The following is a 24,740-nucleotide window of genomic DNA, read 5'->3' on the forward strand; positions in this document are numbered from 1 at the left end:
TTCACTTTACTGATAATATTCTAATTATTGATAATCTAATGAAACAGTTGCCTGAGTTTGAACATAACCTGGTGTTGCTGTTGCTAAAGATCTGTAATATCGTGCTTTTAATGCTTTAATAAATGTCGTTGCAGTCGAACCAGCAGGAATTGAATAAAAAGGGTTTTGTGTCCCAATCGCCAATGGCACATCTGAACTATCTCTTAACTGTACATCGACATTACTTCGATTTGCTAAACTTGGTGAATTTTTTAAAATCCCATTGCTATTTATATTACTTGGGGTATAACTATCAGTAATTGTTGCCAATAAAACTTTATTGGGCAATGCTCCTGTACAATTAATATTGACATTAAAAGGTTGTTCATTTGCTGTTTGATTACTGTTCAATGTTGCCGTTGGTACGGGTGCCAGATTCACAATTTGGTTTGCCAGCGTACATGTAGGTAAAACAAAATTCATTTGGATATTTACATAGAGCTCAGTTGTACCCGTTTTTGGTACACCACTTGGAGCAGGATTTGTTCCACCATTTCCCCAATCATCATATTTATAAGATAAAGTGCCTAAATGAATTCGTACAGTCGAATTATTGAGTGCATCAATCACAGCGATGCTCGGCTTTGTGGTGGAAAGCAGGTTCAAGGTAAATCGATTATTTCTCATTGCTGAATCTGGTGTTCCATTATTACCAAGCCCTGTAAAATAGCTTTCACCATTAATAATCGCTGAAGACCCATTACTGGTTAAAGGCATAATATTATAATCAGTATTTAAGGTTAATATATCTTGCGATATAGGATTCACATTATTATTTGATCTTAAAGTAAATGCTATTCGCATATTATTAATTAACCAAATCTTAGCTGCTGCTAAAGTTGTCGGATTCGCAGTTGAACCCGTTATTGTAATATTATTATTTACGGCATAAGGACTTACACCGACTAAATCAGTATTGCCTGTCGTAGCTCTAAATGTCGCCAAGGCGGCAACATTTCCTCGCGGTTGACAATTATTAAACAACACCCCATTTGTTGTATCATTAAATGTTTGCGTATAAGGAAATATATTAATCGTACCGCTAGTGCGATTAAATTCTATTGTCGGGTAAGTCGTACATGTCGCTGTCGCTGCAAATATTGATTGCATTGATAAAAAGCATAGTGGCGTAAATATTAAAAGTAACTTCTTCATGATCTATTTACACTCCACATTGATAATATTGAAGTTTTCTGTATTTTTTTGTGTTAACAATGACTTAGATATCGGTCCAATCTTACACTGTTGATTGGCTTCAGCTCCCCAAACTACAGATGTATCATGCAATAATGCCTCTTGTTTATCTACGATCACTTGGCTAGATGCACCCACAATACCCAATACATTCCCCTGTTCATCCTTTAATTGACTGCCCATCGCAATTTGTGAATCTAAAGCGTAACGAATACGCAGTAAAATATTACTTGATTTATTGGCTTTAAATTCAGTAAGTTGTGAACTATATCTACGTGGAATCACTTCAGTTTGGTTAGATTCCAAAGTCACATTTGCTGGTAAATCAGCAGGGTCAAGCGTGATTAAATTTTTACTGTATGGTGTATTGTATGGATAAATCGCATTTCCAAAGCGATCAACTTTAACCCCCCAAGCATTTGAAACAACCGCGCCCATCCCCTCTTCCGCATGCACAATAGTGTAAGTGTCAGGCAACGTATTGACTGGGGTAATCCCAAAACGATGGGCAACAACAGCACCTTGTGCGGATAAAGAATACTGGGTGTTGTTTTGATTGGTCGAAAGGGTTGCGCCTAGATTCACGGCAGGCAATAAATAATTAATGTTGCCATTAAATAAGGTATCGTGCTGATTATTAATCACCCCTGCACCAAAGTTTAATTCATTATGCGCACCCAAAATGCCTGATAGACTGACATTTGAAGTGGTATTTGAATCTTGGTCATGCTGAACACTGGCATTGAGTGACATATTTTTCTTGCGCCAATCGAGTGGAACCGTCATGGAAAAATAAATAGCATCGCCTCGTTTACGCGCATGATCTGAATAGTCGGTACGTGATAAGCCAAGGTTATAACTTATTCTGTTCCATGTATTGCCATAACTCAGGTTATATTGATAATAATCTTGGCTGTCCTCCCAATAGTTATTTTTACGAACTGCTAAATTAAAATTACCGAGACGTGTATTTGGGAATGACTTGGAAACACTGATGCCCATATTTTGTTTTAGATTATAATTATACAAAAAGTCATCATACTCACGATCAGTTAAATCAGCCAAATTACGCTGATACAAATGTGAGGAAATACTCATATATTCACGGTCATAAGCCGAATAATCTGCATAAAAATTTAGATTTTGAGCTAGCCAATCATAACGATAATTCAGACTGTATTTTTGCCCACGATAATCCTTACGATATAGTTCAGATTCAGTATGCTCTATAGAAGCAGTTACGCCACCAAGTAGTGTATTAGTAGATATTGCCAGCAAGCCACTGGCATAGTCATCACTAAAATTTGCACCTGCACCAATGGTCAAGGCATTATTGATACCGTAATTAAAACTGCCTTGAAACAATTTATCATGGGTTGTTTCATGACGCGTACGATAACGACCACCCGCAACACTGTAGTTATAACGACCTTGACGCACTAAATCATAATTGCTTTGCATCGGAACATTAAAGCTTCTTCTTTCACCGCCTGTTTCAGTAATTTCAACGGTTAAATCTCCTGAAGTTGCCGTATTTAAATCAGTAATACGAAATGCACCAGCAGGTACGGTACGCTCATAGATTTTTTGACCACTTTGATAAATTCTGACCAATGCATTGGTATTGGCAAAATTTTCAATTACAGGGGCATACTGCCGAGCTGACCACGGTAACATTTCCTGATCAGACGCCAATTGTGCACCTACAATGGGTAAATTATCCAAACGATAAGTTGTGGTATTAAATTGACCTAAACTTAAACGTGATTTTAATCGGGTCATATCGCGATATAACACGTTTTGATCAGAATAATAGTGCCCCAAACCTGAGTTTTCAGACTCAAATGCACCTGCATGTCGGTAGTACCAACCCGCAATATTTAATCCCCCATTTAATCCCAAGTATTTACTTTCTCGATCTTCATCACGGTTATAGTTAAATGCATAACCAATAAAACTTGAATTTACCCCTTGATTAAATAATGCTGGATCAATATATCCTTCTGGACGTTCGACTCGTATTGCTTGAGGAATGGAAACATTCAGTTTTAATTGAGATAAATCAAAGTCATAATAGGCATCAGCATTGACTTGTTTAATGGTTCGACATGGCATTTCAGTTAAACTTTTACGAAACGCTGGTATTAAATCAAATTGATTTAATAAATTCGTATCTACACAAAGCACAGCCGAACGTTGCCCATCCAAATGATCAAAGCGGACTTCCTGATTACCGATCACTTGCTTATTGACCGACAACTCGACTAGATATTTACCAGGCGCAACGAAGTTTTTAACTTCAAAATTACTCAAGGAAACATTACGGTCATTACCAAATAACGACGCCGAATTGAAAGTCACTAAAGCATTATTTTGTGCAACCAATTGTGTATTGTCTTGAGCAATCAAATGTTGATTGTCTTGTGCGAGCAAATTTTGTTGATTTTCTTCAGCTGACACCTGCAAAGCAATCGCAGACAACAGCATTAAGCAGAGCTCGCTTTTTTTAAAATTTAGCATGCTAAACGATCCATTATTACTGTTTTATTACTGCATGACGGCTTCGAATGTTTGTACTGCGCCTAGATCATTGACAATTTCATAGGATATTTTTTTTGTTGTGAGATCGAGGATAAAATTTTTTAAACTACGGCTACTAAAAGGCTCTAACATGATGGCATCTTCGCCTGAGTTAAAAGCATGATTTTTTCCACTTTCCACTTGTAAGACCGTAATGTAATACGGTGTTGGATTACTGATGGTCAAACTATTTATAGAACGATCTAGTTTAAATTGAAGGCTTTTTTGTGCATGATCTGCTTTCATTGCCAACTGTGTTGGACGATAAAATAATTTAACGCGTGTCCGTACCGTAAATGACAAATGATTTTTATCAGCTAAATTCGGGTCACTCGGTGGAATATCTAAAATATTAAACCAATAAATTGACTCTCGATCTTTTGCCAATTTTGATGTGTCTAAGGGGATAATTCGAATAATTTGCCCTTTATTTGGTTCAATGCGAACTAAAGGTGGATTAAGTACAAATGGGACTTCTTCTGCCTGAGGGGTTTTCTTTGGATCGCCATTATCAATCCAAGCTTGTACTAATGCAGGTGTGTCATATATGTTTCTGAGTTGGACATTTACACTTTTAGACTGAGCAGGGAAAATTATACGTGTACCTTCTATAGACACCCCAGCATAAGCAAGTGGCATGGTTAAGAATACACATATAGCAGCTTGTAGATAACGCATAATATTCCCCTTCACAATTTAAGCAAACACAGATTAGTTATATTGCAATGTATAATTTACAGTTGCTGTCACATTCTGCGCATCTACAGAACCAGTTTTAGTGAAGTAGTGTGCTTTATAAGTCATGGTTGCAGTGCCAGTACCATCTGCTGCAAGCCCTGTGATCGCACTTTTTGCTTGTGTACCCCAAGCTTGTGAGTAATCTACAGGTGTATCTGCATCAGTTAAAATTTGAATAAATACTGGCTTAGCAGATGAAGCATCTGTTGACTTGTTTACTAAAGCTGTTTTTTCTGTTGCATCATAATCCGCAGCCGCCGCTGTTTCTAAAAACAAACCTTTAAGTGCTTTATTTGTTGCCGCATCACAGCCACCTGTACCTGCACCATTTTTAAGTTGTAGGTCAAAGCTTTTCGTTGCAGCAGATTGGTTTGCTGTTGTAAAAGTAGAAGTTGGAACTGTATCTAGAGTCACGATAATATTTTTAGAGCCAGCAGTGCCTGGACCTGACCCAGTTAATGTACATGTGCTATCCGTCACTACACCATTGACAGTGATTGTGCCGTCTACAGCAAAAGTATGTGTACATGCCAAACCTAAAACTAACGCACTTACTGTCGATAAAGATAAACTTTTCATGCAATAAACCTCATTGGATTTTAATAAAAAATAGTACTGAATTATTATTTTGTTCACCTTTATTTATTAACAGTAAGGTTCACTTAATTAATAATTCCAAATTTGTGAATCTAGTTACTATTTATTTAAAACTACCTTGTTATAAAAAAATAACAATAGTTCAAAAATAAATCAGGAACTTCACTCTGATTCAAATGATACATCTGTCACATTTTTTATGATTGATTTATTGTCATACCAATACATTACTTTTTATCATTTATTTATTTTATTCATATAATACAATAAAATACAAACAACTTTCCGCTGTTAAATTTTTAAAAAATCTATTTGATTTAAATTTAAGCAATCAAGAAAATATTTTTATAATTGACGAATGATGAAGAGATTATAATATTTTAGTTAAGCTAATTAATTTATTTTTATTTTAACTTAAACTAAATTATTAATAAAAATTTAAAAATACAATTATATTTTAAAAACAACTAAATATTATAATTTTATTAATATAACCATTATTTACTTTTACCTTAATTAATTACCAATTAAAAAAATAAATTATTGATCTATTTAATTTAATGACATTTCTGTAATCATTCAAATAGTAAGTTTAACTAAAATCTAAGGAAAAAATTAAAACCTAAATCACATTCTAGATTAAAATAGATCTAGCATCACGATTCAAAAAAATAAATACAAGATAATGATTTTATTAATTTTTTAAAAAACAATAAAGTCTTATTCATTATTTGTTAATGATCCAAGCTATTTAGGAAAACTCATAAAAAAACTGCAATCGATCCCGATTGCAGTTTTTGCTACTGTTTAAAATAAAGACTTATTTCAAACTATATGCAATCACATAATCACCATGATCAGGTGATTGACGCGCTCCACCTGCTGTGATCATGACATATTGTTTGCCTGTTTTCGGAGATACATAGCTGATCGGTGTGCCTTGGCTACCCACAGGTAACCGTGCTTTCCAAAGCTCTTTACCAGAAGATGAGTCCAAAGCGCGTAGGTAGTAATCTTGCGTTGCAGCAAAGAATACCAAACCACCTTGCGTTGCCATTGGACCACCAATGGTTGGCATTCCAATCGGTGCTTTCAGCCCCATCTTAATCCCCATCGGTCCAGTATCTTCTACTGTTCCCATTGGTACTTGCCATGCAATTTGACGAGTTTTCATATCAATCGCAGTCATGGTGCCATAAGGCGGTTTTTGGCATGGAATATTCAACTTCGACCAGAAACGATCTTTATTGACTTTATACGGCGTACCTTTCATCGGTACTGCACCCATCCCAGTATTGACCTTCTCACCACCATTTGCCTGTTTAGCCAAATCTTCAGGTGTTTGTTCAATCAACTGAATCCATAAACCTAAGCGCATGTCATTGACAAACATATATTGATGACTTGGATCGAAAGCAATACTGCCCCAGTTCATACCACCGAGAGAGCCTGGGAAGCTTAACGATTTATCTTTACCCGGTGCAGTATATAAGCCTTCATAACGCATTGATTTAAAGTTGATACGACACATCAATTGATCAAATGGTGTAGCGCCCCACATATCCGATTCAGTAATGGTTTGATTACCAATCTGCGGCATTTCAACAGAGCGAGGTTGTGTCGGACTATATTGTTCACCTTGAATATCTGCTGGCTTGACAGCTTGCTCAATCACCTTGGTTAAAGGTTGCCCCGTCAAACGATCCAAGACAAAAAACTGACCGGATTTCGTTCCAATCACCACAGCAGGTTTATTCGAACCATCTTTCATTGGGAAATCGACCAAACTCGGTTGCATCGGTAAATCAAAATCCCATAAGTCATTATGAACAGTTTGATAAACCCACTTTTCCTTGCCCGTAGTCGCATCCAAAGCCAAGACAGATGAATTGTATTTATGGTCCAACGGTTGGCGATTGCCACCCCAAACATCCACAGAAGAACTGCCCATCGGCAAGAATACCGTATTCATTTGCGGGTCATAAGACATCGCAGCCCATGAGTTTGCTGAACTGCGTTTATAAGTTTCACCTTCTTTTAACACATGGTTTGGATCTGGATTACGTGGATCAAAAGCCCAACGCAATTGCCCTGTAATCACATCATAAGCGCGGATCACACCACCGGGCATATCTGCTGCAAAGTTATCCGCAATTCGACTTCCCACAACAATCACTGTACCTGCGATGGTTGGTGCTGAGGTTACTTCAAATCGTGGTGCAGTGGTTCCCTCACCCAAACCTTTGAGTAAGTCTACAGTACCATCCACCCCGAAATCTTTACAGCGTTCACCTGTATCCGCATTGACTGCGATTAAGCGACCATCAGGCGTGTTGGTATAAACACGACGCAAACATGAGGTATTGTTTGCCACAGCTTGAACAGGCGTAGCACCTGCCAAAGTTGGCTGAACCAATGCTTGGGTTGAATCAAAATAAGCCACACCACGGCAACGTTCCCACGCATCAGACTTAGAATTCACTTCAGCTTTCCAAAGTTGTTTTCCTGAATCTGCTTCTAAGGCAAAAATGTTATTGTGCGGTGTACATAAGTAGATCTTATTGCCGACTTGCAATGGGGTCATTTGATCTTCAGCACCATTGCCTGTACCTGTAGTAAAATCACCTGTACGGAAACGCCATGCTTCTTTTAACTGATGTACATTATCTCGAGTGATTTGATCTAATGCAGCGAAACGGCTTCCCCCTGCATCCTGCCCATAATGTTGCCAGTTGGTTTGTTTCATGTCTGTTTTAACAGGAACCAATGGCAATGCCTGCCCCGTTGCAGCAACCGTTGGATGTGGTTGGAACATCTGATAAAGTCCAATCAGCATCCCAACAACAGTCACAACACCCAAGCCATAAGCAGGTAGACTCATGCTCGGTTGAGCTTGATAACGGCGAATGGCTGGTAAACTAAACATCAATGCTGCAAATAAGCCTGCTGGAAACATCAGTCTTGAGAATAAAGGCCAAAACTCCCAACCTGCGTCAATCAAAGCCCAAATCAATGTACCGATAAAAACCAGACTGAATAAGCCAACACCGATCACTTTTTTCTTAAAAATGAAAATCGCAGAAGCTAAGGTGAGTACGCCAGAGATCACGAAATACCATGATCCCCCCAAGGTCACCAGTTTTATCCCACCCACTGTAAAAAACAGTCCTGTGAGTAATAAAGCCAATGCTAAAATAAAACACCATATTTTCAGTATAGTATGTGAGTTCGAAGATTCAGACATACGTCATACTCCTAGATTAGAAATTTACACGCATGCTTAAACCTGCAACCCATGCATCATCCACTTCTTTAACACCTGCGGGTTGATGAATATATTGTAGATTTGGTCTGAGCATGACCGCTGGTGACCATTGGTAGGTATAGTTCAGTTCAATATTTAACTCATCACGTTGAACAGGAACATAGTCTGCTGCAAATGCATCGTATTCGTCATAACCACGACTATTATTCAGCGCAATTTGACGGTCTTTATAACGATCATTCACCACATAATTGGCAATACCAAAACCAATAGAATCATTTGGACGACCATCAAATGGTCCTTTGTACCAAAGCGCCAATTGTTGTGTGCTTTGGACTGCTGTGGTGGCTTTATCATTCACCACGACATTCACACTGGCATATAGACCACGTTTAGGATCATTGCCTTTTTGGCTCAATTGTTGTTGTGCATTCAACCAAAAACTGTGTTTACCGTCATGTACTTTACCCGTGGTTGCAATATCATTGGCTTCAGCTGTCGAATACAATGCACCGACTTTATATTCACCTGGCAAACCATCGAATGTCGCGAGTTTCGGTCGCCAAGCCAGTTCAACAGGAATTGTTGCACCTTTGACATTATTCATATCCAAATTAAAACCATCGCTATTTTTGGCGGTTTTAATATTGTCTGGATTGACTTCATAGACACCCACACCCAGTGTCCAATCTGGCGCAAATTGATATTTAACATTGGTTCCCCATAGCCCCACAGGTAAGTTGTACCAAATGGAGCCAATAGATTTTCCAAGCTGTCCGCCACATAGTAATAAATTCTGGAATTCACACTGTGAACCATTGAAGTCGTCAGACATGCCCATACGCCCAATCTTGAATTGAACTGTATTGTCAGCAAATCCTTTTTTGACCCATGCTTGAGTCAGACGCCAAATTTTACCTCGACCATAAATTTCTTGTGAATTTCCCAATGCACTCGAACGAGGATCTTTAATACGATCCAAAGTCAAAGCATTGCCATCACGCTTGGTGATTAAAATATTGGCGGTGGTATTGTCCCAACCTGCTATTTTCTCTAGATCAAAATTTGCACCTAACGCCAGTTGCGCTGCATTTTTAAAAGTATTGCTATCGTTATAACCGCCATCTAAATTGGTGGCTGCTTGACTCATAATAGAAGCAGTAAATTTATAACCTTGTTTTTCCAGTTGTTGACGCTCACCATTCCAATCACCCAATAACCACTGACGATCCTGTGACCACGGTTGATTCGCAAAGCTGTGTTGAACAGTACAAAGCGCAACAGTCAAGCAACTCAGTTTGATCAAAAATCTTTTTGAATTCATCTCAAGCTCCTGATTGTTATTTTAATTTCACAGCTGAACTGAGTTCAGAAGTTGCACCCAAACGATCTGTAATATTTGCGGTAACAGATGCGACTTTATTGGTCGGTTTCCATAAAAGCTTGGCTAGACCTTGTCCATTGGTCGCAGCAACAGCTGAACCTAAATAAAATTCTGCTTCATTTGAGCTCGCTGAAGTGTTTCCAAAGAACTCAATCTGATAACGTTGATTTGGTTGCCCCTTGACTTCAACCGTAACTTGACCTTTGGCATAGCTTAATTTAGGTGCTTGAATGCCTTGATTTGGTTGAGCATTACAACCTTGCTCATTCGGCTGTTGACAAGTTTTCTGTAAATTTGCAGGATCAATCTTGACACCATGACCACGTGAACCCACAAAGTGCGCATGTTCCAATCCCGGAATATCAAAGATAATCGCACCTACACGTTGATTAGGTACACAACTCCCCCCCGCTTCACAGCGCTTAATGTCTTGACCGTTATTCCAAATTTGGTTCTTGGTAAGCGTGATGTGTGCATTGGCATCTTTTTCAGAACGAATCGCAATACCAACACGGTTTCCATGGACTTTATTGCTGTCAAAAATATTGCCATCACCTGTTAAGTTAAAACCATTCGAGTTATTGGTCAGTTCATTGTAGGCAATATAATTTCGCTTGCCCCAGTTGATCTGCAAGCCATCTGAATAGTTTTCAAACTTATTGCCCACCACGGCATTGTCATTGCCCCATAAAATCTCAATACCTTGCGATGGTTCTGGATTTGCAGATGTTGAAATAAAGTGATTATTTGCAACCAAGTTAAATGCTGCACCACGGGTTAATTCAAGCCCATCACCATTGTCTTGGAAATAATTATTCAGCACTTTATTGTTATTGGTGGTGGTTGCGGTTGGATTGCCCTTGCCATCATCCCCTGTCAACATCACGCCTGCACCACCATAGTTATGCATAATACGGTTATTTTGAATCAGGTTATTACTGGCACGATTCATTAAAATACCAATACAGAAACGGCGAATTTCTACACCTTGAATGGTGACCCCGTTGATATCACGCAAAACCAAGCCTGGTAAAGTTGTGGTACGCACATTGGTACCAAACTGCCCTTCAACCGCTCCCGGACAAGCTTCAACGCCTGTCCCTTTAATATAATTTGAACCATCAATGGCGATAAATTCACCTGTTTTCGCCCATTGGGTTCCCGTAATTTTTACGGGTGCTTTGATCTCAGGTAAAGGACTATTCACCTTGATGGTATAAGGTGCTGTCCCAACCGCTTGAATCAAAATCTCACTGGCCTCAGTCGGTTTGGCATTTGTCTGTTCAATTGCCCAGCGCAATGAACCTTTTTCACTGTCATCCTGATAACGGTCTACCACATAGCTTTCCGCCATCGTTAAACCAGAAACTGCAAGCCCTATCGCCAATGCGCTTAAACGTAAAGAAATCAATTTCATGTCTTAAAAGTCCTTTTAAATTATGGTGTAGGTTGAACAGTTTTCAATAACTGCTTCAATTGGGTTACATCAATTTGACCAGGTGCAGAAGCTTCACCGATCATGCCGAAGCTAAAGCTGCCGCCCATATTTGCCGTAGCAATTCGAGAAATAGTGCCCAACTTGCCCATCGACATGGTCAATAATGGCTTTTTGGATTGTTGACTCACTTTTAAAGTGGCATTCATTAAGGTGAATACATCTTGTTTGCTTTGTGGCATCACTGCGATTTTTAAAATATCTGCACCAAGCTCATCCTGTTTAAGCAAACGTTGAATGATCTCATCTTCATTGGGTGTCTTTTTAAAATCGTGATTCGACATCACAATCAATACTTTTTTGGCATGTGCCAGTTTTACGATATTGTTTACGGCTTGTGGATCTCGGAACATCTCCACATCTAACATGTCCATAAATGGCTGTTTTAAATAAGTTTGATAAGTTTTTGCATAATCCGCATCAGTGATGGTCAACTGCCCACCTTCATTGTGTGTGCGAATGGTAGCAATCATCGGCTTGGTGCCTAAAATCTGTTTAAGTTGATGCCCCAAAGCAATCACTTGTTGTGTGTTGTTGGCAAAGTCGAGCAAGTCGATACGGAATTCCGCTAAATCTGCATCGGGATTACTTGCAATCACTTTGGCTTGCGCCAAGGCTTGTTCTTGAGTTTTGGCAGTAATCGGTACAATCGTTTTCACTGGAAGTTTTGCCAGTTCAGATAATTCAACACGCTGTACTGGAAGTGTTTGTGCTTGTGTCATTTGCAATGTAAAAATTGGGCTCAATGCCAGCATCACTGCTGCAATTTTTTTTAATTTCATTTTCCATCTTCCTTAATAGATGATCTGTAATAAATAATTCGAATATAGATACTGTTTTAATGTCCTATGCTTTAAACCAATGTACTTAAATCGCATTCATCCTCCCTTTTTACGGGGAGGAAAATCATAAATTGATCAAACTCCATGATGATCAAAGTAAGATTTGACAAAATACTTAGATATCAAAAAATACCGTTTCATCTTCACCTTGAATACGAATATCAAAGCGATAGACGATTTCGCCATCAACTTCCGTACGTTTGGCAATAAGAGTCTGACGACGAGTCGCCCATTCAATACTGTTTAAAACTGGATCATTGGCATTGGCATCTACTTCATCCTCAAAATAAATACGGGTATGTAGTCCAATGTTGATGCCACGTGCAAACAGCACCACGGCAATATGAGGTGCTTGAATCGAACCTTTACGTCCAGCTACAGCACCAGGTTTTACAGTTTCAAAATGCCAAAAACCTGTTTCAAAATTCGCCCCTGTACGCCCCCAGCCTTGAAAATGTGGATCTACAGTTTTGCCTTGGGTATCTGCCTGACTTGGATAAACACCATTGCTATCTGCTTGCCAGATTTCCAGTAACACATCTCTTAATGGCAAACCCAGTCCGTCAAAAACTTGACCTTCCAGGCGAATACGTTGCCCTTGAGTTTTGTCATTGGTCAATTGGTGATTAAAGTTGTGTTCAAACACTTCAATATTGGCTTGTTGAGGCAATAAGCCAATGTGAACATAAGGACCACCTGTTTGAGATGGGGTCTCTTTCAGTTCTTGAAAATTCCATGCGTTCATCGTATACACCCTTAAGTCAAATCATTTTCAAAATAAGTCGCACGACGACCACGAAGATGAATATCAAAGCGGTAACAACGGCTATCCGCTTCAATAAAGTTGTTTTTATCTTCGAGTGCGATCAGGGCACGACGCTGATCTTCAGAAGGAATCGTTTTTAAAATTGGGCAGCTATCAATCAGCGTATCGCCTTCAAAATAGAACTGCGAAATTAAGCGCTGTGCCCAACCATCTGCAATCAATGAAAAATGGATGTGCGCTGGACGCCATTCATTGATACGGTTACGCCACGGATAAGGACCCGGTTTAATGGTACGAAAAATGAAGAATCCATTTTCATCAGTTAAAGTACGACCACAGCCACCAAAGTTTGGATCCATCGCGCCGATAAACTTATCATTTGGATGACGATAACGCCCTGAAGCATTGGCTTGCCAAACTTCTAACAAGGCATTTTTGACTGGACGACCAAACTGATCACGAACATAACCATGGACAATAATACGTTCACCGACGGGTAAACCGTCTTTGGCATAGTTCAAAATCAAATCATTATCTTTCGCACCAAAAAGATTGGGGGAAAAATGCGGTGAGGTCACTTCTGTCAAGGTTTCATTAATCGAAATCAATGCATTTTTTGGCGAGCGTAATACACTGGTTTTATAGCCCGGTGTATATGCTGGCGGATGATCATCGGTGTTACGTTGTGGATATGCACCCAATGTATGACTTAACATGCTGGTCTCCTTAATCTTGTAGTGGTGTCGCAATAGGCTGCACTTCGATACCCAGCTCTTTAAAAACGTCTTCAGCCATATGCATTGCTGCATTTGCTGCTGGCAAACCTGCATATAATGAACTATGCAAAATCAATTCTTTAAGTTCATCCTTGGTCACACCATTGTTAAAACAAGCACGTAAATGCATTCTGAGTTCATCCTCTCGTCCCAATGCCAATAAAATGGCAATGGTCACTAAACTACGTGTATGACGAGGTAGACCTTCACGAGACCATACTTCACCCCATGCAAATCGACTGATAAAATTCTGGAAGTCTTGATTAAAATCATTTAGGTTCGCTAAAGAGCGGCCGACATGTTGTTCACCAAGTACTTCGGTACGGACTTTAAGCCCTTGTTGATAGCGTTGATCATCATTCATTGACGTTATTCCTCATCTAGAAAAATGAGCATTAGGTTGCATCGGTATGAGCAACCAAAGATTTAACAAAAATAGCGATGGCTGCTGCGGTTGCTGGAATCATGAGCAAACTGAGAATAGCGGTAAAAGACCAATCATCGCCCAATAAAACAGCCCCGATCCATGCACCAAACACAGCACCAAATCGTCCAATACCCGTCATCCAAGCAACCCCTGTTGCACGGCATTGCGTTGGGTAAAAACGAGCACTTAAAGCAGGCATAGAAGATTGCGCACCATTGATGGCTATCCCGGCACATAACACCAATAGTGCCAATAAAGTTGGATTGCTTAGGCTTTGCCCCACAGCGACTGCAAACAAACCTGCGATAAAATAGAAAGCAGAAATAATGCGATTTGGGTTAAAGCGATCCATCGCCCAACCAATAAATAAGGCACTCATCACACCACCGAACTGGAATAAACCACCGATAAATGCAGCTCGTTCCATGGTCGCGCCCGTTTCACGCATCAAGGTCGGTAACCAGCTGGTCAGCAAATAAATCACCACCAAGCCCATAAAATAGGTCGACCAAAGTAAAAGCGTGCCTTTGGCATATTGTTTTGAAAACAACATACCGAATACATTTTTCTTTTCTGCAACCGCAGACTGCTCTTCTGGAATATGAAAGGTTTGCGCAGTTTTTACCTGCTCTGGTGCAATATGGTTTAAAATTTTGCGAACCTTCTCTGTTGATTGTCCTTTGACAATCAAGAAGCGATAAGATTCTGGCAACACGAAAATGACCAATACCATGAGTATCAGTGGTGCGATTCCGCCCAGTAAAAATAGACTGTGCCAACCAAAGGTCGGGATTAACCAACTACTGATAAATCCACCAATCGCCATCCCCAAGTTATAACCGCAGAACATGCAGGTCACGAGCAATGAGCGAATGCGTTGTGGACAATATTCTGAGAACAAGGTAGTGGCATTTGGCATCGCCGCACCTAAACCAATACCTGTTAAAAAGCGTAATATCACAAGGCTGTTTAAGTCTTGTGCATAAGCAGATGCCAGTGTAAAACCACCAAAAATCAGCATCGAAATAGTCAAAACAATTTTGCGACCAAAGCGATCTGCTGTAGGACCTGAAACCAATGCACCGATGATCATTCCACCCAGTGCTGCACTCATGACGGGTCCGAGTTGGGAACGATCAATGCCCCAATCTTGTGCCAAAGCAGGTGCAATAAAGCCCATTGCAGCAGTATCGATGCCATCGACAAATACGATGAGAAAACAAATAATCGCAATCATCCACTGATATTTACTGACAGGTGCATCATTGATCAGCGCCTGCGCATCCATACTCTTGTTTGGGGCAGCAATTTCCTGTGCCATAGTTGCCTCCTTGTAGGCGAATTCCTTTCTAACCCTTGCGGTTATATGCTTTGAATAAACTTAGACAGCGCCTGATTGAACACTTGAGGCTGTTCAATATTGGATAAATGGGAAGCTGCCAAGATTTCAAGCTGACTGTTTTGAACAAGTTGATGCATAAATTCTGCATCTTGAACTGTGGTGACAGGGTCATACTGCCCCGCAATAATCAATGTGGGTATTTGGATTTGATTTAACTGGTCGCGAACATCTGCATCTGCCAAAGCTATACAGGCATTGGCATAACCTTGTGATGGTGTCATTGCTAAACTTTGAATGGTTTTTTGTGCCAATACATCATGGGCATAATCAAAATGCTCACTAAACCAACGGGTATGTGTCGTTTTCACGATTTCAGCTAAACCATGTTGCTCCACACTCTCCGCTCGACTGTTCCAAGCTTCGGCAGTGCCAATTTTTGCGGCTGAGTTTGCTACGGTAATACTATGAAAACGTTCAGCATGATTCATCGCCAAAGCAAGTGCAGTAATCCCACCCATGGAAATACCACAGAAATGTGCTTTGGCAATGTTTAAAGCATCTAGGATATCCACTGCATCTTCAGCTAAGTTTTGCAAGGTCGTGTGGGCAACCACCTCACTCTCACCATGACCACGTGTGTCATAAGTAACAATTTGAAAATGTGCTGCTAATACAGCAACCTGTGCTTGCCACATCCCATGATCAGTTCCCAAAGAGTTGGAAAACATAATCACGGGAGCATCTTTCAAACCCTGTACTTGCACAGCAAGTTGGTGTCCTTGACGGTTATTGATCATCATGATCTTTGATCCTCTTGTGCGGCTTGCAGTACTGCATCAATTTGAGCCTGAATATTGCCCAAGTAAGATGTCGGGTTAAACAATGCTTGCAACGCCTGCTCATTGAAGTAGGTATTGACTTGATCCATCTCGGCTAATACCGTTTTTAAATGTTTCTGTTCAGCTACTGCTTGTTGACATGCTTGTTCAACCAAATGATGCGCATTTAAACGCCCAATTTTTACTGCAAGTGCCATCATGACTGCTTCTGCCATGACTAAACCTTGAGTACATTCAAGATTACGCTGCATGGCGACTGCATTTACTTGCATATATGCCAATACATCATGTGTCCGTTCTAAAGCACCTGCACATAACTGAAAAATTTCAGGAATTGCCAACCATTCAGCATGCCAAGCCCCTAAAGCACGTTCATGCTCTTGCACCATACTTTGGTAAACGCTTGCCATCAAAGCAGGAACACGATTGGCTGCTGCAAGGATTGAAGCTGCTGCAACAGGATTACGTTTATGAGGCATCGTGGATGAACCACCGCGACCTTTTGCAGTGGGTTCAAAGACTTCGGCGATTTCAGTCTGCATCAGCAATGACCAATCTTTTGCCATTTTGCCGACATTGCCGACAATCAAAGCTAAGGCGCTGGCGATCTCAACCATGCGATCTCGCTCACCATGCCATGTACATGTCGGTGCAGTTAAATTGAGTAAGTATGCATAAGCTGCAACCACAGCTGAACCTTGATCTTGCAAAGAAGCCAACGAACCTACAGCACCTCCCAGTTGGGCGGTTAAAACTCGTTGTTGCATACGATTAAGACGTTCAAGATCACGTTGCAAAGCAGCCGCCCAACGTGCAAACTTATGTCCAAGTGTGATCGGTAAAGCCTGTTGTAACCATGTACGCCCAATCATGACTTGATCACGATATTGTTGTGCTTGCTTTAAGCAGACCTGATACGTCTGTTGCAATTGTTGCTCAATCAAGATCAATGCATCTCGACACTGCAAAATGGTTGCTGTATCAATAATATCTTGACTGGTTGCACCCCAATGTACATAACGGGCGGCATCTTCATCTTGCTGTTTAACTAAGGCTGTAAATTGCTTCACAAAAGGAATCGCAACATTTCCAGCCAAACCAGCTGCAACAGCCAATGCATCGATATCTATGTGCATTAAAGCATCTTGCCCTACACGTTCAATAACGGTAGCCGCTGATTCTGGAATCACATTGACCTGCGCCTGCGCTTTTGCCAAAGCGACTTCGGCTTGAATCATATAACCCAATAAAGCTTGATCACTAAAGATCGCAGTGACATCAGGTTGATAAAATAAGCTGGCGTATAACTGGCTCATCACAGACCTCACTCGACGCGTTGAATAATCATGGCGATACCTTGACCCACACCGATGCACATTGAACACAAGGCATATTGCCCTTGAATCTGTTCGAGTTGGTTGAGGGCGGTTGTCACCAAGCGAGCGCCTGATGCACCCAATGGATGCCCCAAAGCAATCGCACCACCATTCGGATTGACCCGTGCATCATCATCTGCCAAGCCTAAATCACGAGTCACCGCTAAAGCTTGGGCAGCAAATGCTTCATTCAGCTCAATCACATCCATCTGCGCCAAACTCAGATTTGCCTGTTGAAGTAATTTCTTGATCGCTGGTGCAGGTGCAAATCCCATGATTCGAGGTTCTATACCCACGGTTGTTGCTGCAATGATTTTGGCACGTGGTTTTAATTGATATTGTGTAGCGGCTTGATCTGATGCGATCAGTAAAGCGGCTGCACCATCATTAATTCCTGAAGCATTACCCGCAGTTACCGTACCTTCTGCTTTCACCACACCTTTTAATTTTTTAAGGCTTGCAATGTGGTTGAAGCCCGTGGATGCTCATCTTGATCCACCAGCAAAGCATCACCTTTACGCTGAGGAATGGTCACAGCAACAATTTCTTGTTTAAAGAATCCTTGTGCCTGTGCTGCTGCTGTACGTTGCTGGCTGTTCAATGCAAACTGATCTTGATCAGCACGGCTGATCTTGAATTGCTCAGCCACATTTTCAGCCGTTTGTGGCATGGTCTCTACACCATACATGTCTTTTAGCTTTGGATTGATAAAGCGCCAACCCATGGTGGTGTCTTCAATTTTTTGGCTACGCCCAAAAGCACTCTCGGATTTACCCATCACATAGGGTGCTCGACTCATGCATTCCACACCACCAGCAATGATCAGATCGGCTTCATTGGCTTTAATCGCCCGTGCTGCCATCGCAATCGCATCCAGTGACGAACCACATAAACGATTGACCGTAGTTGCAGGCACTTCAACAGGCAGCCCTGCCAATAATGCCGACATACGACCCACATTTCGGTTGTCTTCACCTGCCTGATTGGCACAGCCATAAATCACATCGTCGACTTTTTGCCAATCCACAGTCGGGTTGCGTTGCATCAAGGCTTGAATTGGCACTGCACCTAAATCATCCGCTCTTACAGCTGCAAGTCCACCAGCATAACGACCAAATGGAGTTCGAATGGCATCAATGATATAAGCATTTTTCATGTGTTTTTCCTTAAATAATCTCTCTTAAGAAGCAGTGCTTCTAACCCTTTAAAAAAAGGGTTAGAGGAGATTTATTATCCTTGTGTTGCATCAAGCAATTGAGCACCCGTCATCGACTGCAATTCTTCAAAGCTGAGACCCGCTACTTTTTCAATCACTTTTAAACCGTCTGGAGTAACATCAATCACACATAGATCGGTATAGATACGGTCGACACATTTTTTGCCAGTCACAGGATACGTCAGCTCAGCCACGATTTTGGGTTCGCCTTGTTTGGTGACATGGTCAGTGGTGATAAAGACTTTCTTGGCACCGACTGCCAAATCCATCGCACCACCCACCGCAGGGATTGCATCAGGTGCGCCTGTATGCCAGTTGGCAAGATCACCATTTTCAGCAATTTGGAAGGCACCCAATACTGCAATATCCAAGTGCCCACCACGCATCATGGCAAAAGAATCGCCGTGATGGAAAAAGCTTCCGCCTGTAAGCATGGTAACGAATTCTTTACCTGCATTAATCAGTTCAGGATCTTCTTCGCCTTTGGCAGGGGGTGGACCAAACGCCAACAAACCATTTTCAGAATGTAGGAATACATCTTTATCTGAAGGAAGATATTTTGAGATTTTGGTCGGTAAACCAATACCTAAATTCACATAAGCGCCATCGGGGATGTCTTGTGCAACACGTTCTGCAATTTGGTCACGGCTTAGTTTTTGGTAACTCATTGTGCTTCTCCCTGTGCCGCATTGACAGCAACTACATGCTGTACAAAAATCCCTGGTGTAATGATATGTTCAGGATCAAGTTGACCGAGTTCTGCGATTTCAGAAACCTGTGCAATGGTGACATCCGCAGCCATCGCCATAATCGGTCCAAAGTTTCGTGCAGATTTACGATATATTAGATTGCCCCAACGATCGCCTTGATGGGCTTTGATCAAAGCAAAATCAGCTTTGATCGGATACTCAAGCACATAGTCTTTTCCGTCGATATGACGGGTTTCTTTTCCTTCGGCAAGCAATGTACCAAAACCTGTTGGTGTGAATACTGCCCCTAAACCCATTCCCGCTGCTTGAATGCGACATGCCAAGTTTCCTTGAGGAACAAGTTCTAGTTCAATCTTGCCTGCATGATAGAGTTCATCAAATACCCATGAATCAGACTGGCGTGGGAATGAACAGATGATCTTACGTACAGCCCCTGATTTGAGGAGTTTTGCCAAACCATAATCGCCATTGCCAGCATTGTTGTTGACAATGACCAAGTCTTTGACGCCAAGCTCAATCAATCCATCAATCAGCTCTGCGGGTTGTCCTGCGGTTCCAAAGCCCCCAATCATAATGGTTGAACCATCCTTGATTTGTGACAAAACCTCTGTCAATGAGCCGGCACGCTTATCAATCATCTGACTACTTCCTGTACTGTGTAGCACTCAATTTTTCATCCTAAAAGTCGATAAAACTAAGTTGAGTGTTTTGTTCGGATTTCTTATCTTTATTCTTGATAAATTCTGAACAGACTTCTATCTTCTAAAAGCTATTTTGTGCGATTATTATTTTTAATGTTCGATCATCGAACATTATCCAACTAAATTAGTCGTGTTTCGATTAGAATAATTATTCATCAAAGGATTTTGTAGGAATGCTCTAAATTATGGAAAATGATAAAAATAAAAATCGTCGCTTGATTCATCACCGTGAAAATAAGAAAGTGATTCGACATGAAGACTTTATCGCAGGGATTGCCAAAGGCTTGGCGATTTTAGATTGCTTCGGTCCTGAACGTCATCGTTTAAATATGAGTACAGCCGCAGAGAAAACAGGCATGACCCGTGCTGCTGCACGTCGTCATTTACTGACTTTAGAATACTTGGGATATTTAGACTTTGATGGTCATTATTATTATTTAACCCCCAAAATTTTAAAGTTCTCAGGTGCGTATCTGGATGGTTCTCCCTTACCTAAAATTTGTCAGCCTTTATTAAACTTACTCACCAATCAAACATCACTGATTTATTCAGTCATGGTGCTGGATGGTTATGAAGCCATTACCATTGCACGCAGTGCAGCGCATCAACAAACTGACCGTGTTAATCCTTATGGTTTGCATTTGGGTAACCGACTCCCTGCTCATGCCACATCCGCAGGCAAAATTTTGTTGGCACATCTAAATAAAGATGAGCAAAAAGAGTGGTTAGAAAAATATCCTTTGAAGCGATTGACTAAATATACCCATACAGACAGTGAAGTGTTTTTGGCATTGTTGCATGAGATTAAGGAACAAGATTGGTGCTACTCGTGTGAAGAACATGAGTTAGGTGTACATGCAGTTGCTGTACCGATCTATGATGCCAATGCTGATGTAGTTGCAGCTTTAAATATTGTGTCTCCAACGATCCGTACGACTCAAGATTATTTAATTACGCATATTTTGCCGTTGTTACAGGAAACAGCACGCGACTTGAGACAAGTGGTTTAGGTGGGAAAGTTGATCATATGATTTAAGTTTGTTTATTATTTTCAGCTCATGTTATTATTAAAATTTAATAGATATCAAAATAATTTTTTGACGTTACTCAGTTTGAGATAAAATATGTTTTATACAAGAAAAATTTTTCTAACAATTTGTTTACTTAGTGTTTTAAATTCAGGGTGCGCTAAATCAACTGATAGCAACAACAATAATCAACAATATAGCGCTAATAATTCCGCTATTGATATCAATGAGATTAAGTCTAAAGCTGAAAAAGGTGATCCTGAAGCTCAATATAATATGGGAGTTTTGTTCACAGATGGTTATAAAGACCTAAAACCCAATATTATAGAAGCATTTAAATGGTATGAATTATCGGCTGATAAAGGATATGCAAAAGCGAAATATAATTTAGCTATTCTACTAAGTAGTGATTCAGGTATTAAAAATGATTATGCTCAAGCAAAAAAGTTATTTGAAGATGCAGCTGCTTTAGGCGATGTACCATCATTAAATGAGCTTGGTAATTTTTATAAAGATGGAATAGGTGTACAAGAAAATTACGCTCAAGCATCTGAATATTATTTAAAAGCAGCTAATGCTGGGTATTCTGCTGCTGAAAATAATATAGGTAATATGTATCTACATGGTCATGGAGTGTCGCAAGATAAACTAAAAGCATCTCAATGGTATATAAAAGCTGCTGAACAAGGTGAGGTTGATGCTCAATATAATTTAGGGCTTATGTATTTTTTAGGTGATGGTATAAAACAAGATTATTCACAAGCATATCAATGGTTTTTAAAAGCTGCAAATCAAGGTGATAGTGGCGCACAATATCATTTAGGTAAAATCTATAAAGATGGCTTGGGTGTTGATAAAAATCTATCAATTTCAAGAACCTGGTTTGAGGAGTCTGCTCAAGCGGGTAATTCTCTAGCTTACGATGAATTATCACAACTTAAATAATATGTTTAAATCATAACTTCTGACTATTTCTTTAAAGAAAAAATCATTATTCCTATAGCAATAGCCAGCATTATAGAATTTAAAATAATTGTCCAATAGTAATCATAAGTGAAAGATTCTACTAAGAAAAACCTACCATTCACTCCACAATAATAGTAAACATAACAACTTAAAATTTTAAATAAAAAATATATTAAAGCTAAAAGAAGAAATAAAATATTGAAAATCTTTTTCATTTCTTCATACACAATTGATAAGTTTTTTTGAATGCATTACAAATTCACTATATTTTTGGTTTGTTTCATCCAATACCTCTGGTTCTTTATAAAAATCTGTTTTTAAATTTGCTACTAAACAGTCAAAATAAAATTTAAAAGTATTCGCATAAAATTCTTAGCTTTTATTTTTTCTCCATTTAAAAAATCAACCCTCGATAATAAATAAAAAAAGCCTATAATTTGTGTAACAATAAAAAAATAATTTTTTACTGTATTCCATAACTTTATGATTTTCGATATACCCCACTATATTTCCTAAAACATATCCAATTAAATCTATTGTTATCACTTTAAAAAAATTTATCAGATACGGATGATCTTTTGATTTAAAGTTGGAAATAAAAATACTAATTATAACCTCTGCGATTAGTGTAATCATAATTTATTTCTTCTCCTTTTTATCAGATTTGAATATGTCTTTAGCAATGCTCCCTGAGGTAGCACCTATTAAAGCCGAATTTGACCAAGTAGTTATTCCTACTGGATTATTTAAGTTCATAGATATATTTAATACTTCAACTTGAATAATTAATTTCGCTTCTTTTTTAGCTAATTTTTTGAGTTTAAATCTAACCATTTACACCCCATAAAGAACAAAGAGCATAACAAGCCAATTCCTATTGATATTAGAAAAAATAATAATACTCCCTGCAAATCCATTAAATCCTTATTAAAAAAATCAATTAGCATTCCTAAAATAAAACCAGATACGCCTAAAACTATTCCTTTAAAAAAACTAATTAAATATGGATATTTTTCACTTTCATAATTAGAGATGAAAAAAGAAATAATTACCTCAGCAATAATTGTCAGCATTCTATTTCTTTGCCTCTTTCGCTTTCTGATCCGAAATAATTTTATTTGACAATTTAATTTTACTACTTTGCTATTTTTAGTGTAAAAGTTTCAATACACCCTAATTATTTACATTCATCATTTCCACCTGTTCTGTACGAATACCCTATTTGCCATATATCATCTAATTGAGTTGCCACAATTCCATTTAATTTTTTATTATTGATCGATAGAGGTTCAATTGTTTCTATAATATTCCCATTGTTATCACAAAAGAATTTCTTACCATCTTCATCTTTGACTGCACGCCAACCACTTTTCTCCCATTCTGAAATGATTTTTTTATTTATATCAGGATTATATTTATTGTTTAATGTGTAAACATAAAGTATATAACGAGTGGTAATAATTTCTGAAGCCATAATGGGTTGATAATTTTCAAACCATTTACTGATTTCATGTTTTGCATTAATTTCATTTTCCTGAATTTTATTAGGCTCTTTATTTATTTCGCCACAGCCCATTAAACAAAAAATCACAAAATATAAGGATACTGATTTCATAGCTCAATTAACAAAATATGTTTTATAATAAAAAACAAAACGCATCTATTCTCTACACTCATAATTTCCACCTATACGATACTGATAACCAACTAACCATTCACTTTCTTGCTGAGCAGCTAAAATTCCATTTACCTTCTTATTGCTTATTGAAAAAGGTGTAACTACTTCCATAATATTTCCATTTTTATCACAAAAAAATTTTTTACCCTCATCATCTGTAACTGTTCTCCAGCCATTTTTCAACCATTCTGACAAAATTTTTTTATTTATATCAGAGTTATACTTTTTATCTAAAGTCAATACATAACTCACAAAACGTGTTGTTATAATTTCTGAATTTAGATCAGGACTATACTCATTAAACCATTTACTCACTTCATTTTTCCCATCAATCTGTGCTTGTTGAATTTCAGTTGGTTGTTGTGTTAACTCACCACACCCCATAAAGTTAAACACAAAGCAATAGAATAAAAAATTTCTCATAATAATTACCTTAAATTTTAAGATCTGATTCTTATTTTTTATAAAAAATACTGATGCTTATTTTTCAACATTTTCTCTTCCAATTTCACATATCCCTGCAATAAAGCTTATAACTAATCCAAAAAATAGAGAACAACCAGCCAACCAATTTAAACTTTTCATTATATCTTGATCGTTTGATTTGAAAAAAATTAAAAACATTGCTGTTATCACACTTATGATAATAGTTCTTAAAAAGAAAGTTAGATAGGGTTTATTCTTAATTCTTAAAAAAGATGACAGCATAGTAATAAAAAATTCTAACATCATAATTTCCTATAATTTTACACTATTTCATACTTTTATCCTTCTGATTATT

General features: G+C 38.9%; 23 protein-coding genes and 1 pseudogene. 2 read left to right on the forward strand and 22 right to left on the reverse strand.

The window, feature by feature from the left end:
* Nucleotides 1–24 precede the first annotated feature (24 nt).
* The 17 genes and pseudogenes from TOL5_RS22525 to TOL5_RS15745 all read right to left on the reverse strand — a co-directional run bounded on the left by TOL5_RS22525 (nt 25) and on the right by TOL5_RS15745 (nt 20,224).
* Complete coding sequence (locus TOL5_RS22525; protein WP_227560705.1) at nt 25–1,149, reverse strand: fimbrial protein; 1,125 nt, start codon at nt 1,147–1,149, stop codon at nt 25–27.
* Between the two features lie 48 nt (nt 1,150–1,197).
* Nucleotides 1,198–3,753, reverse strand: a complete 2,556-nt coding sequence (locus TOL5_RS15670) for a fimbria/pilus outer membrane usher protein (RefSeq protein WP_221260496.1) — start codon at nt 3,751–3,753, stop codon at nt 1,198–1,200.
* Between the two features lie 27 nt (nt 3,754–3,780).
* A complete protein-coding gene (locus TOL5_RS15675) occupies nt 3,781–4,491 on the reverse strand; it encodes a molecular chaperone (protein WP_221260497.1) in 711 nt (236 codons plus the stop codon).
* A gap of 33 nt (nt 4,492–4,524) precedes the next feature.
* Complete coding sequence (locus TOL5_RS15680; protein ID WP_221260498.1) at nt 4,525–5,130, reverse strand: fimbrial protein; 606 nt, start codon at nt 5,128–5,130, stop codon at nt 4,525–4,527.
* Nucleotides 5,131–5,968: 838 nt separating this feature from the next.
* Complete coding sequence (locus TOL5_RS15685; protein WP_005030547.1) at nt 5,969–8,392, reverse strand: glucose/quinate/shikimate family membrane-bound PQQ-dependent dehydrogenase; 2,424 nt, start codon at nt 8,390–8,392, stop codon at nt 5,969–5,971.
* A 16-nt stretch (nt 8,393–8,408) separates the two neighbouring features.
* Nucleotides 8,409–9,737 (reverse strand): carbohydrate porin, encoded by a 1,329-nt coding sequence (locus TOL5_RS15690; RefSeq protein ID WP_151798608.1) that lies wholly within the window; start codon nt 9,735–9,737, stop codon nt 8,409–8,411.
* A 16-nt stretch (nt 9,738–9,753) separates the two neighbouring features.
* The gene (locus TOL5_RS15695; protein ID WP_373467646.1) at nt 9,754–11,214 is read right to left on the reverse strand and encodes a right-handed parallel beta-helix repeat-containing protein; all 1,461 of its coding nucleotides are present in this window, start codon (nt 11,212–11,214) and stop codon (nt 9,754–9,756) included.
* A gap of 20 nt (nt 11,215–11,234) precedes the next feature.
* Nucleotides 11,235–12,014 (reverse strand): type I 3-dehydroquinate dehydratase, encoded by a 780-nt coding sequence (aroD, locus tag TOL5_RS15700; protein WP_373467647.1) that lies wholly within the window; start codon nt 12,012–12,014, stop codon nt 11,235–11,237.
* 235 nt (nt 12,015–12,249) lie between these two features.
* Nucleotides 12,250–12,879, reverse strand: coding sequence for a protocatechuate 3,4-dioxygenase subunit alpha (gene pcaG / locus TOL5_RS15705; protein WP_004828630.1), 630 nt, complete (start codon nt 12,877–12,879; stop codon nt 12,250–12,252).
* 11 nt (nt 12,880–12,890) lie between these two features.
* Entirely contained in the window at nt 12,891–13,616 is a 726-nt protein-coding gene (pcaH, locus tag TOL5_RS15710) for a protocatechuate 3,4-dioxygenase subunit beta (protein ID WP_004828629.1), read from the reverse strand.
* Between the two features lie 10 nt (nt 13,617–13,626).
* Entirely contained in the window at nt 13,627–14,040 is a 414-nt protein-coding gene (gene pcaC / locus TOL5_RS15715; protein WP_004828626.1) for a 4-carboxymuconolactone decarboxylase, read from the reverse strand.
* A gap of 31 nt (nt 14,041–14,071) precedes the next feature.
* Nucleotides 14,072–15,424, reverse strand: coding sequence for an MFS transporter (locus TOL5_RS15720; RefSeq protein WP_198114772.1), 1,353 nt, complete (start codon nt 15,422–15,424; stop codon nt 14,072–14,074).
* A gap of 41 nt (nt 15,425–15,465) precedes the next feature.
* Nucleotides 15,466–16,245 carry a 3-oxoadipate enol-lactonase gene (gene pcaD, locus TOL5_RS15725; protein ID WP_221260499.1) on the reverse strand — a complete coding sequence of 260 codons (780 nt, stop codon included), beginning with the start codon at nt 16,243–16,245 and terminating at the stop codon, nt 15,466–15,468.
* Nucleotides 16,242–17,600 carry a 3-carboxy-cis,cis-muconate cycloisomerase gene (gene pcaB / locus TOL5_RS15730; protein WP_198114770.1) on the reverse strand — a complete coding sequence of 453 codons (1,359 nt, stop codon included), beginning with the start codon at nt 17,598–17,600 and terminating at the stop codon, nt 16,242–16,244. Before pcaB ends, pcaD begins: the two co-directional genes overlap by 4 nt.
* 8 nt (nt 17,601–17,608) lie before the next feature.
* A pseudogene (gene pcaF / locus TOL5_RS15735) lies at nt 17,609–18,816 on the reverse strand (3-oxoadipyl-CoA thiolase).
* Between the two features lie 74 nt (nt 18,817–18,890).
* Nucleotides 18,891–19,544, reverse strand: coding sequence for a 3-oxoacid CoA-transferase subunit B (locus TOL5_RS15740; RefSeq protein ID WP_121775262.1), 654 nt, complete (start codon nt 19,542–19,544; stop codon nt 18,891–18,893).
* Nucleotides 19,541–20,224 carry a 3-oxoacid CoA-transferase subunit A gene (locus TOL5_RS15745; RefSeq protein ID WP_198114769.1) on the reverse strand — a complete coding sequence of 228 codons (684 nt, stop codon included), beginning with the start codon at nt 20,222–20,224 and terminating at the stop codon, nt 19,541–19,543. The genes TOL5_RS15740 and TOL5_RS15745 overlap by 4 nt, the downstream gene beginning before the upstream one ends.
* Nucleotides 20,225–20,472: 248 nt before the next feature.
* Here TOL5_RS15745 and pcaU point away from each other — a divergent pair, with 248 nt between their 5' ends.
* Nucleotides 20,473–21,297 carry an IclR family transcriptional regulator PcaU gene (gene pcaU, locus TOL5_RS15750; protein ID WP_004828614.1) on the forward strand — a complete coding sequence of 275 codons (825 nt, stop codon included), beginning with the start codon at nt 20,473–20,475 and terminating at the stop codon, nt 21,295–21,297.
* Nucleotides 21,298–21,411: 114 nt separating this feature from the next.
* Complete coding sequence (locus TOL5_RS15755) at nt 21,412–22,260, forward strand: tetratricopeptide repeat protein (RefSeq protein WP_046761064.1); 849 nt, start codon at nt 21,412–21,414, stop codon at nt 22,258–22,260.
* 660 nt (nt 22,261–22,920) lie between these two features.
* Here TOL5_RS15755 and TOL5_RS15760 read toward each other — a convergent pair.
* From TOL5_RS15760 to TOL5_RS15780, 5 genes are all read right to left on the reverse strand, one after another.
* Nucleotides 22,921–23,115, reverse strand: a complete 195-nt coding sequence (locus TOL5_RS15760) for a hypothetical protein (protein ID WP_046761062.1) — start codon at nt 23,113–23,115, stop codon at nt 22,921–22,923.
* Entirely contained in the window at nt 23,088–23,354 is a 267-nt protein-coding gene (locus TOL5_RS15765) for a hypothetical protein (protein ID WP_009583894.1), read from the reverse strand. Before TOL5_RS15765 ends, TOL5_RS15760 begins: the two co-directional genes overlap by 28 nt.
* A gap of 104 nt (nt 23,355–23,458) precedes the next feature.
* Nucleotides 23,459–23,896: a hypothetical protein gene (locus tag TOL5_RS15770; RefSeq protein ID WP_049044436.1), complete on the reverse strand. Its 438-nt coding sequence runs from the start codon at nt 23,894–23,896 to the stop codon at nt 23,459–23,461.
* A 45-nt stretch (nt 23,897–23,941) separates the two neighbouring features.
* Entirely contained in the window at nt 23,942–24,382 is a 441-nt protein-coding gene (locus TOL5_RS15775; protein WP_221260500.1) for a hypothetical protein, read from the reverse strand.
* Between the two features lie 57 nt (nt 24,383–24,439).
* Nucleotides 24,440–24,688: a hypothetical protein gene (locus TOL5_RS15780; RefSeq protein WP_035299849.1), complete on the reverse strand. Its 249-nt coding sequence runs from the start codon at nt 24,686–24,688 to the stop codon at nt 24,440–24,442.
* Nucleotides 24,689–24,740 lie beyond the last annotated feature (52 nt).

Origin of the sequence: Acinetobacter sp. Tol 5 (assembly GCF_019702905.1) — a bacterium.
GTDB lineage: Bacteria > Pseudomonadota > Gammaproteobacteria > Pseudomonadales > Moraxellaceae > Acinetobacter > Acinetobacter bereziniae.

Bases quoted from the DNA above. Each gene is read 5' to 3' on its own strand.
- TOL5_RS22525 (WP_227560705.1), bottom strand. From the start codon at position 1,149: ATGCAATCAATATTTGCAGCGACAGCGACATGTACGACTTACCCGACA.
- TOL5_RS15670 (WP_221260496.1), bottom strand. From the start codon at position 3,753: ATGCTAAATTTTAAAAAAAGCGAGCTCTGCTTAATGCTGTTGTCTGCG.
- TOL5_RS15675 (WP_221260497.1), bottom strand. From the start codon at position 4,491: ATGCGTTATCTACAAGCTGCTATATGTGTATTCTTAACCATGCCACTT.
- TOL5_RS15680 (WP_221260498.1), bottom strand. From the start codon at position 5,130: ATGAAAAGTTTATCTTTATCGACAGTAAGTGCGTTAGTTTTAGGTTTG.
- TOL5_RS15685 (WP_005030547.1), bottom strand. From the start codon at position 8,392: ATGTCTGAATCTTCGAACTCACATACTATACTGAAAATATGGTGTTTT.
- TOL5_RS15690 (WP_151798608.1), bottom strand. From the start codon at position 9,737: ATGAATTCAAAAAGATTTTTGATCAAACTGAGTTGCTTGACTGTTGCG.
- TOL5_RS15695 (WP_373467646.1), bottom strand. From the start codon at position 11,214: ATGAAATTGATTTCTTTACGTTTAAGCGCATTGGCGATAGGGCTTGCA.
- aroD (WP_373467647.1), bottom strand. From the start codon at position 12,014: ATGACACAAGCACAAACACTTCCAGTACAGCGTGTTGAATTATCTGAA.
- pcaG (WP_004828630.1), bottom strand. From the start codon at position 12,879: ATGAACGCATGGAATTTTCAAGAACTGAAAGAGACCCCATCTCAAACA.
- pcaH (WP_004828629.1), bottom strand. From the start codon at position 13,616: ATGTTAAGTCATACATTGGGTGCATATCCACAACGTAACACCGATGAT.
- pcaC (WP_004828626.1), bottom strand. From the start codon at position 14,040: ATGAATGATGATCAACGCTATCAACAAGGGCTTAAAGTCCGTACCGAA.
- TOL5_RS15720 (WP_198114772.1), bottom strand. From the start codon at position 15,424: ATGGCACAGGAAATTGCTGCCCCAAACAAGAGTATGGATGCGCAGGCG.
- pcaD (WP_221260499.1), bottom strand. From the start codon at position 16,245: ATGATGATCAATAACCGTCAAGGACACCAACTTGCTGTGCAAGTACAG.
- pcaB (WP_198114770.1), bottom strand. From the start codon at position 17,600: ATGAGCCAGTTATACGCCAGCTTATTTTATCAACCTGATGTCACTGCG.
- TOL5_RS15740 (WP_121775262.1), bottom strand. From the start codon at position 19,544: ATGAGTTACCAAAAACTAAGCCGTGACCAAATTGCAGAACGTGTTGCA.
- TOL5_RS15745 (WP_198114769.1), bottom strand. From the start codon at position 20,224: ATGATTGATAAGCGTGCCGGCTCATTGACAGAGGTTTTGTCACAAATC.
- pcaU (WP_004828614.1), top strand. From the start codon at position 20,473: ATGGAAAATGATAAAAATAAAAATCGTCGCTTGATTCATCACCGTGAA.
- TOL5_RS15755 (WP_046761064.1), top strand. From the start codon at position 21,412: ATGTTTTATACAAGAAAAATTTTTCTAACAATTTGTTTACTTAGTGTT.
- TOL5_RS15760 (WP_046761062.1), bottom strand. From the start codon at position 23,115: ATGGTTAGATTTAAACTCAAAAAATTAGCTAAAAAAGAAGCGAAATTA.
- TOL5_RS15765 (WP_009583894.1), bottom strand. From the start codon at position 23,354: ATGCTGACAATTATTGCTGAGGTAATTATTTCTTTTTTCATCTCTAAT.
- TOL5_RS15770 (WP_049044436.1), bottom strand. From the start codon at position 23,896: ATGAAATCAGTATCCTTATATTTTGTGATTTTTTGTTTAATGGGCTGT.
- TOL5_RS15775 (WP_221260500.1), bottom strand. From the start codon at position 24,382: ATGAGAAATTTTTTATTCTATTGCTTTGTGTTTAACTTTATGGGGTGT.
- TOL5_RS15780 (WP_035299849.1), bottom strand. From the start codon at position 24,688: ATGTTAGAATTTTTTATTACTATGCTGTCATCTTTTTTAAGAATTAAG.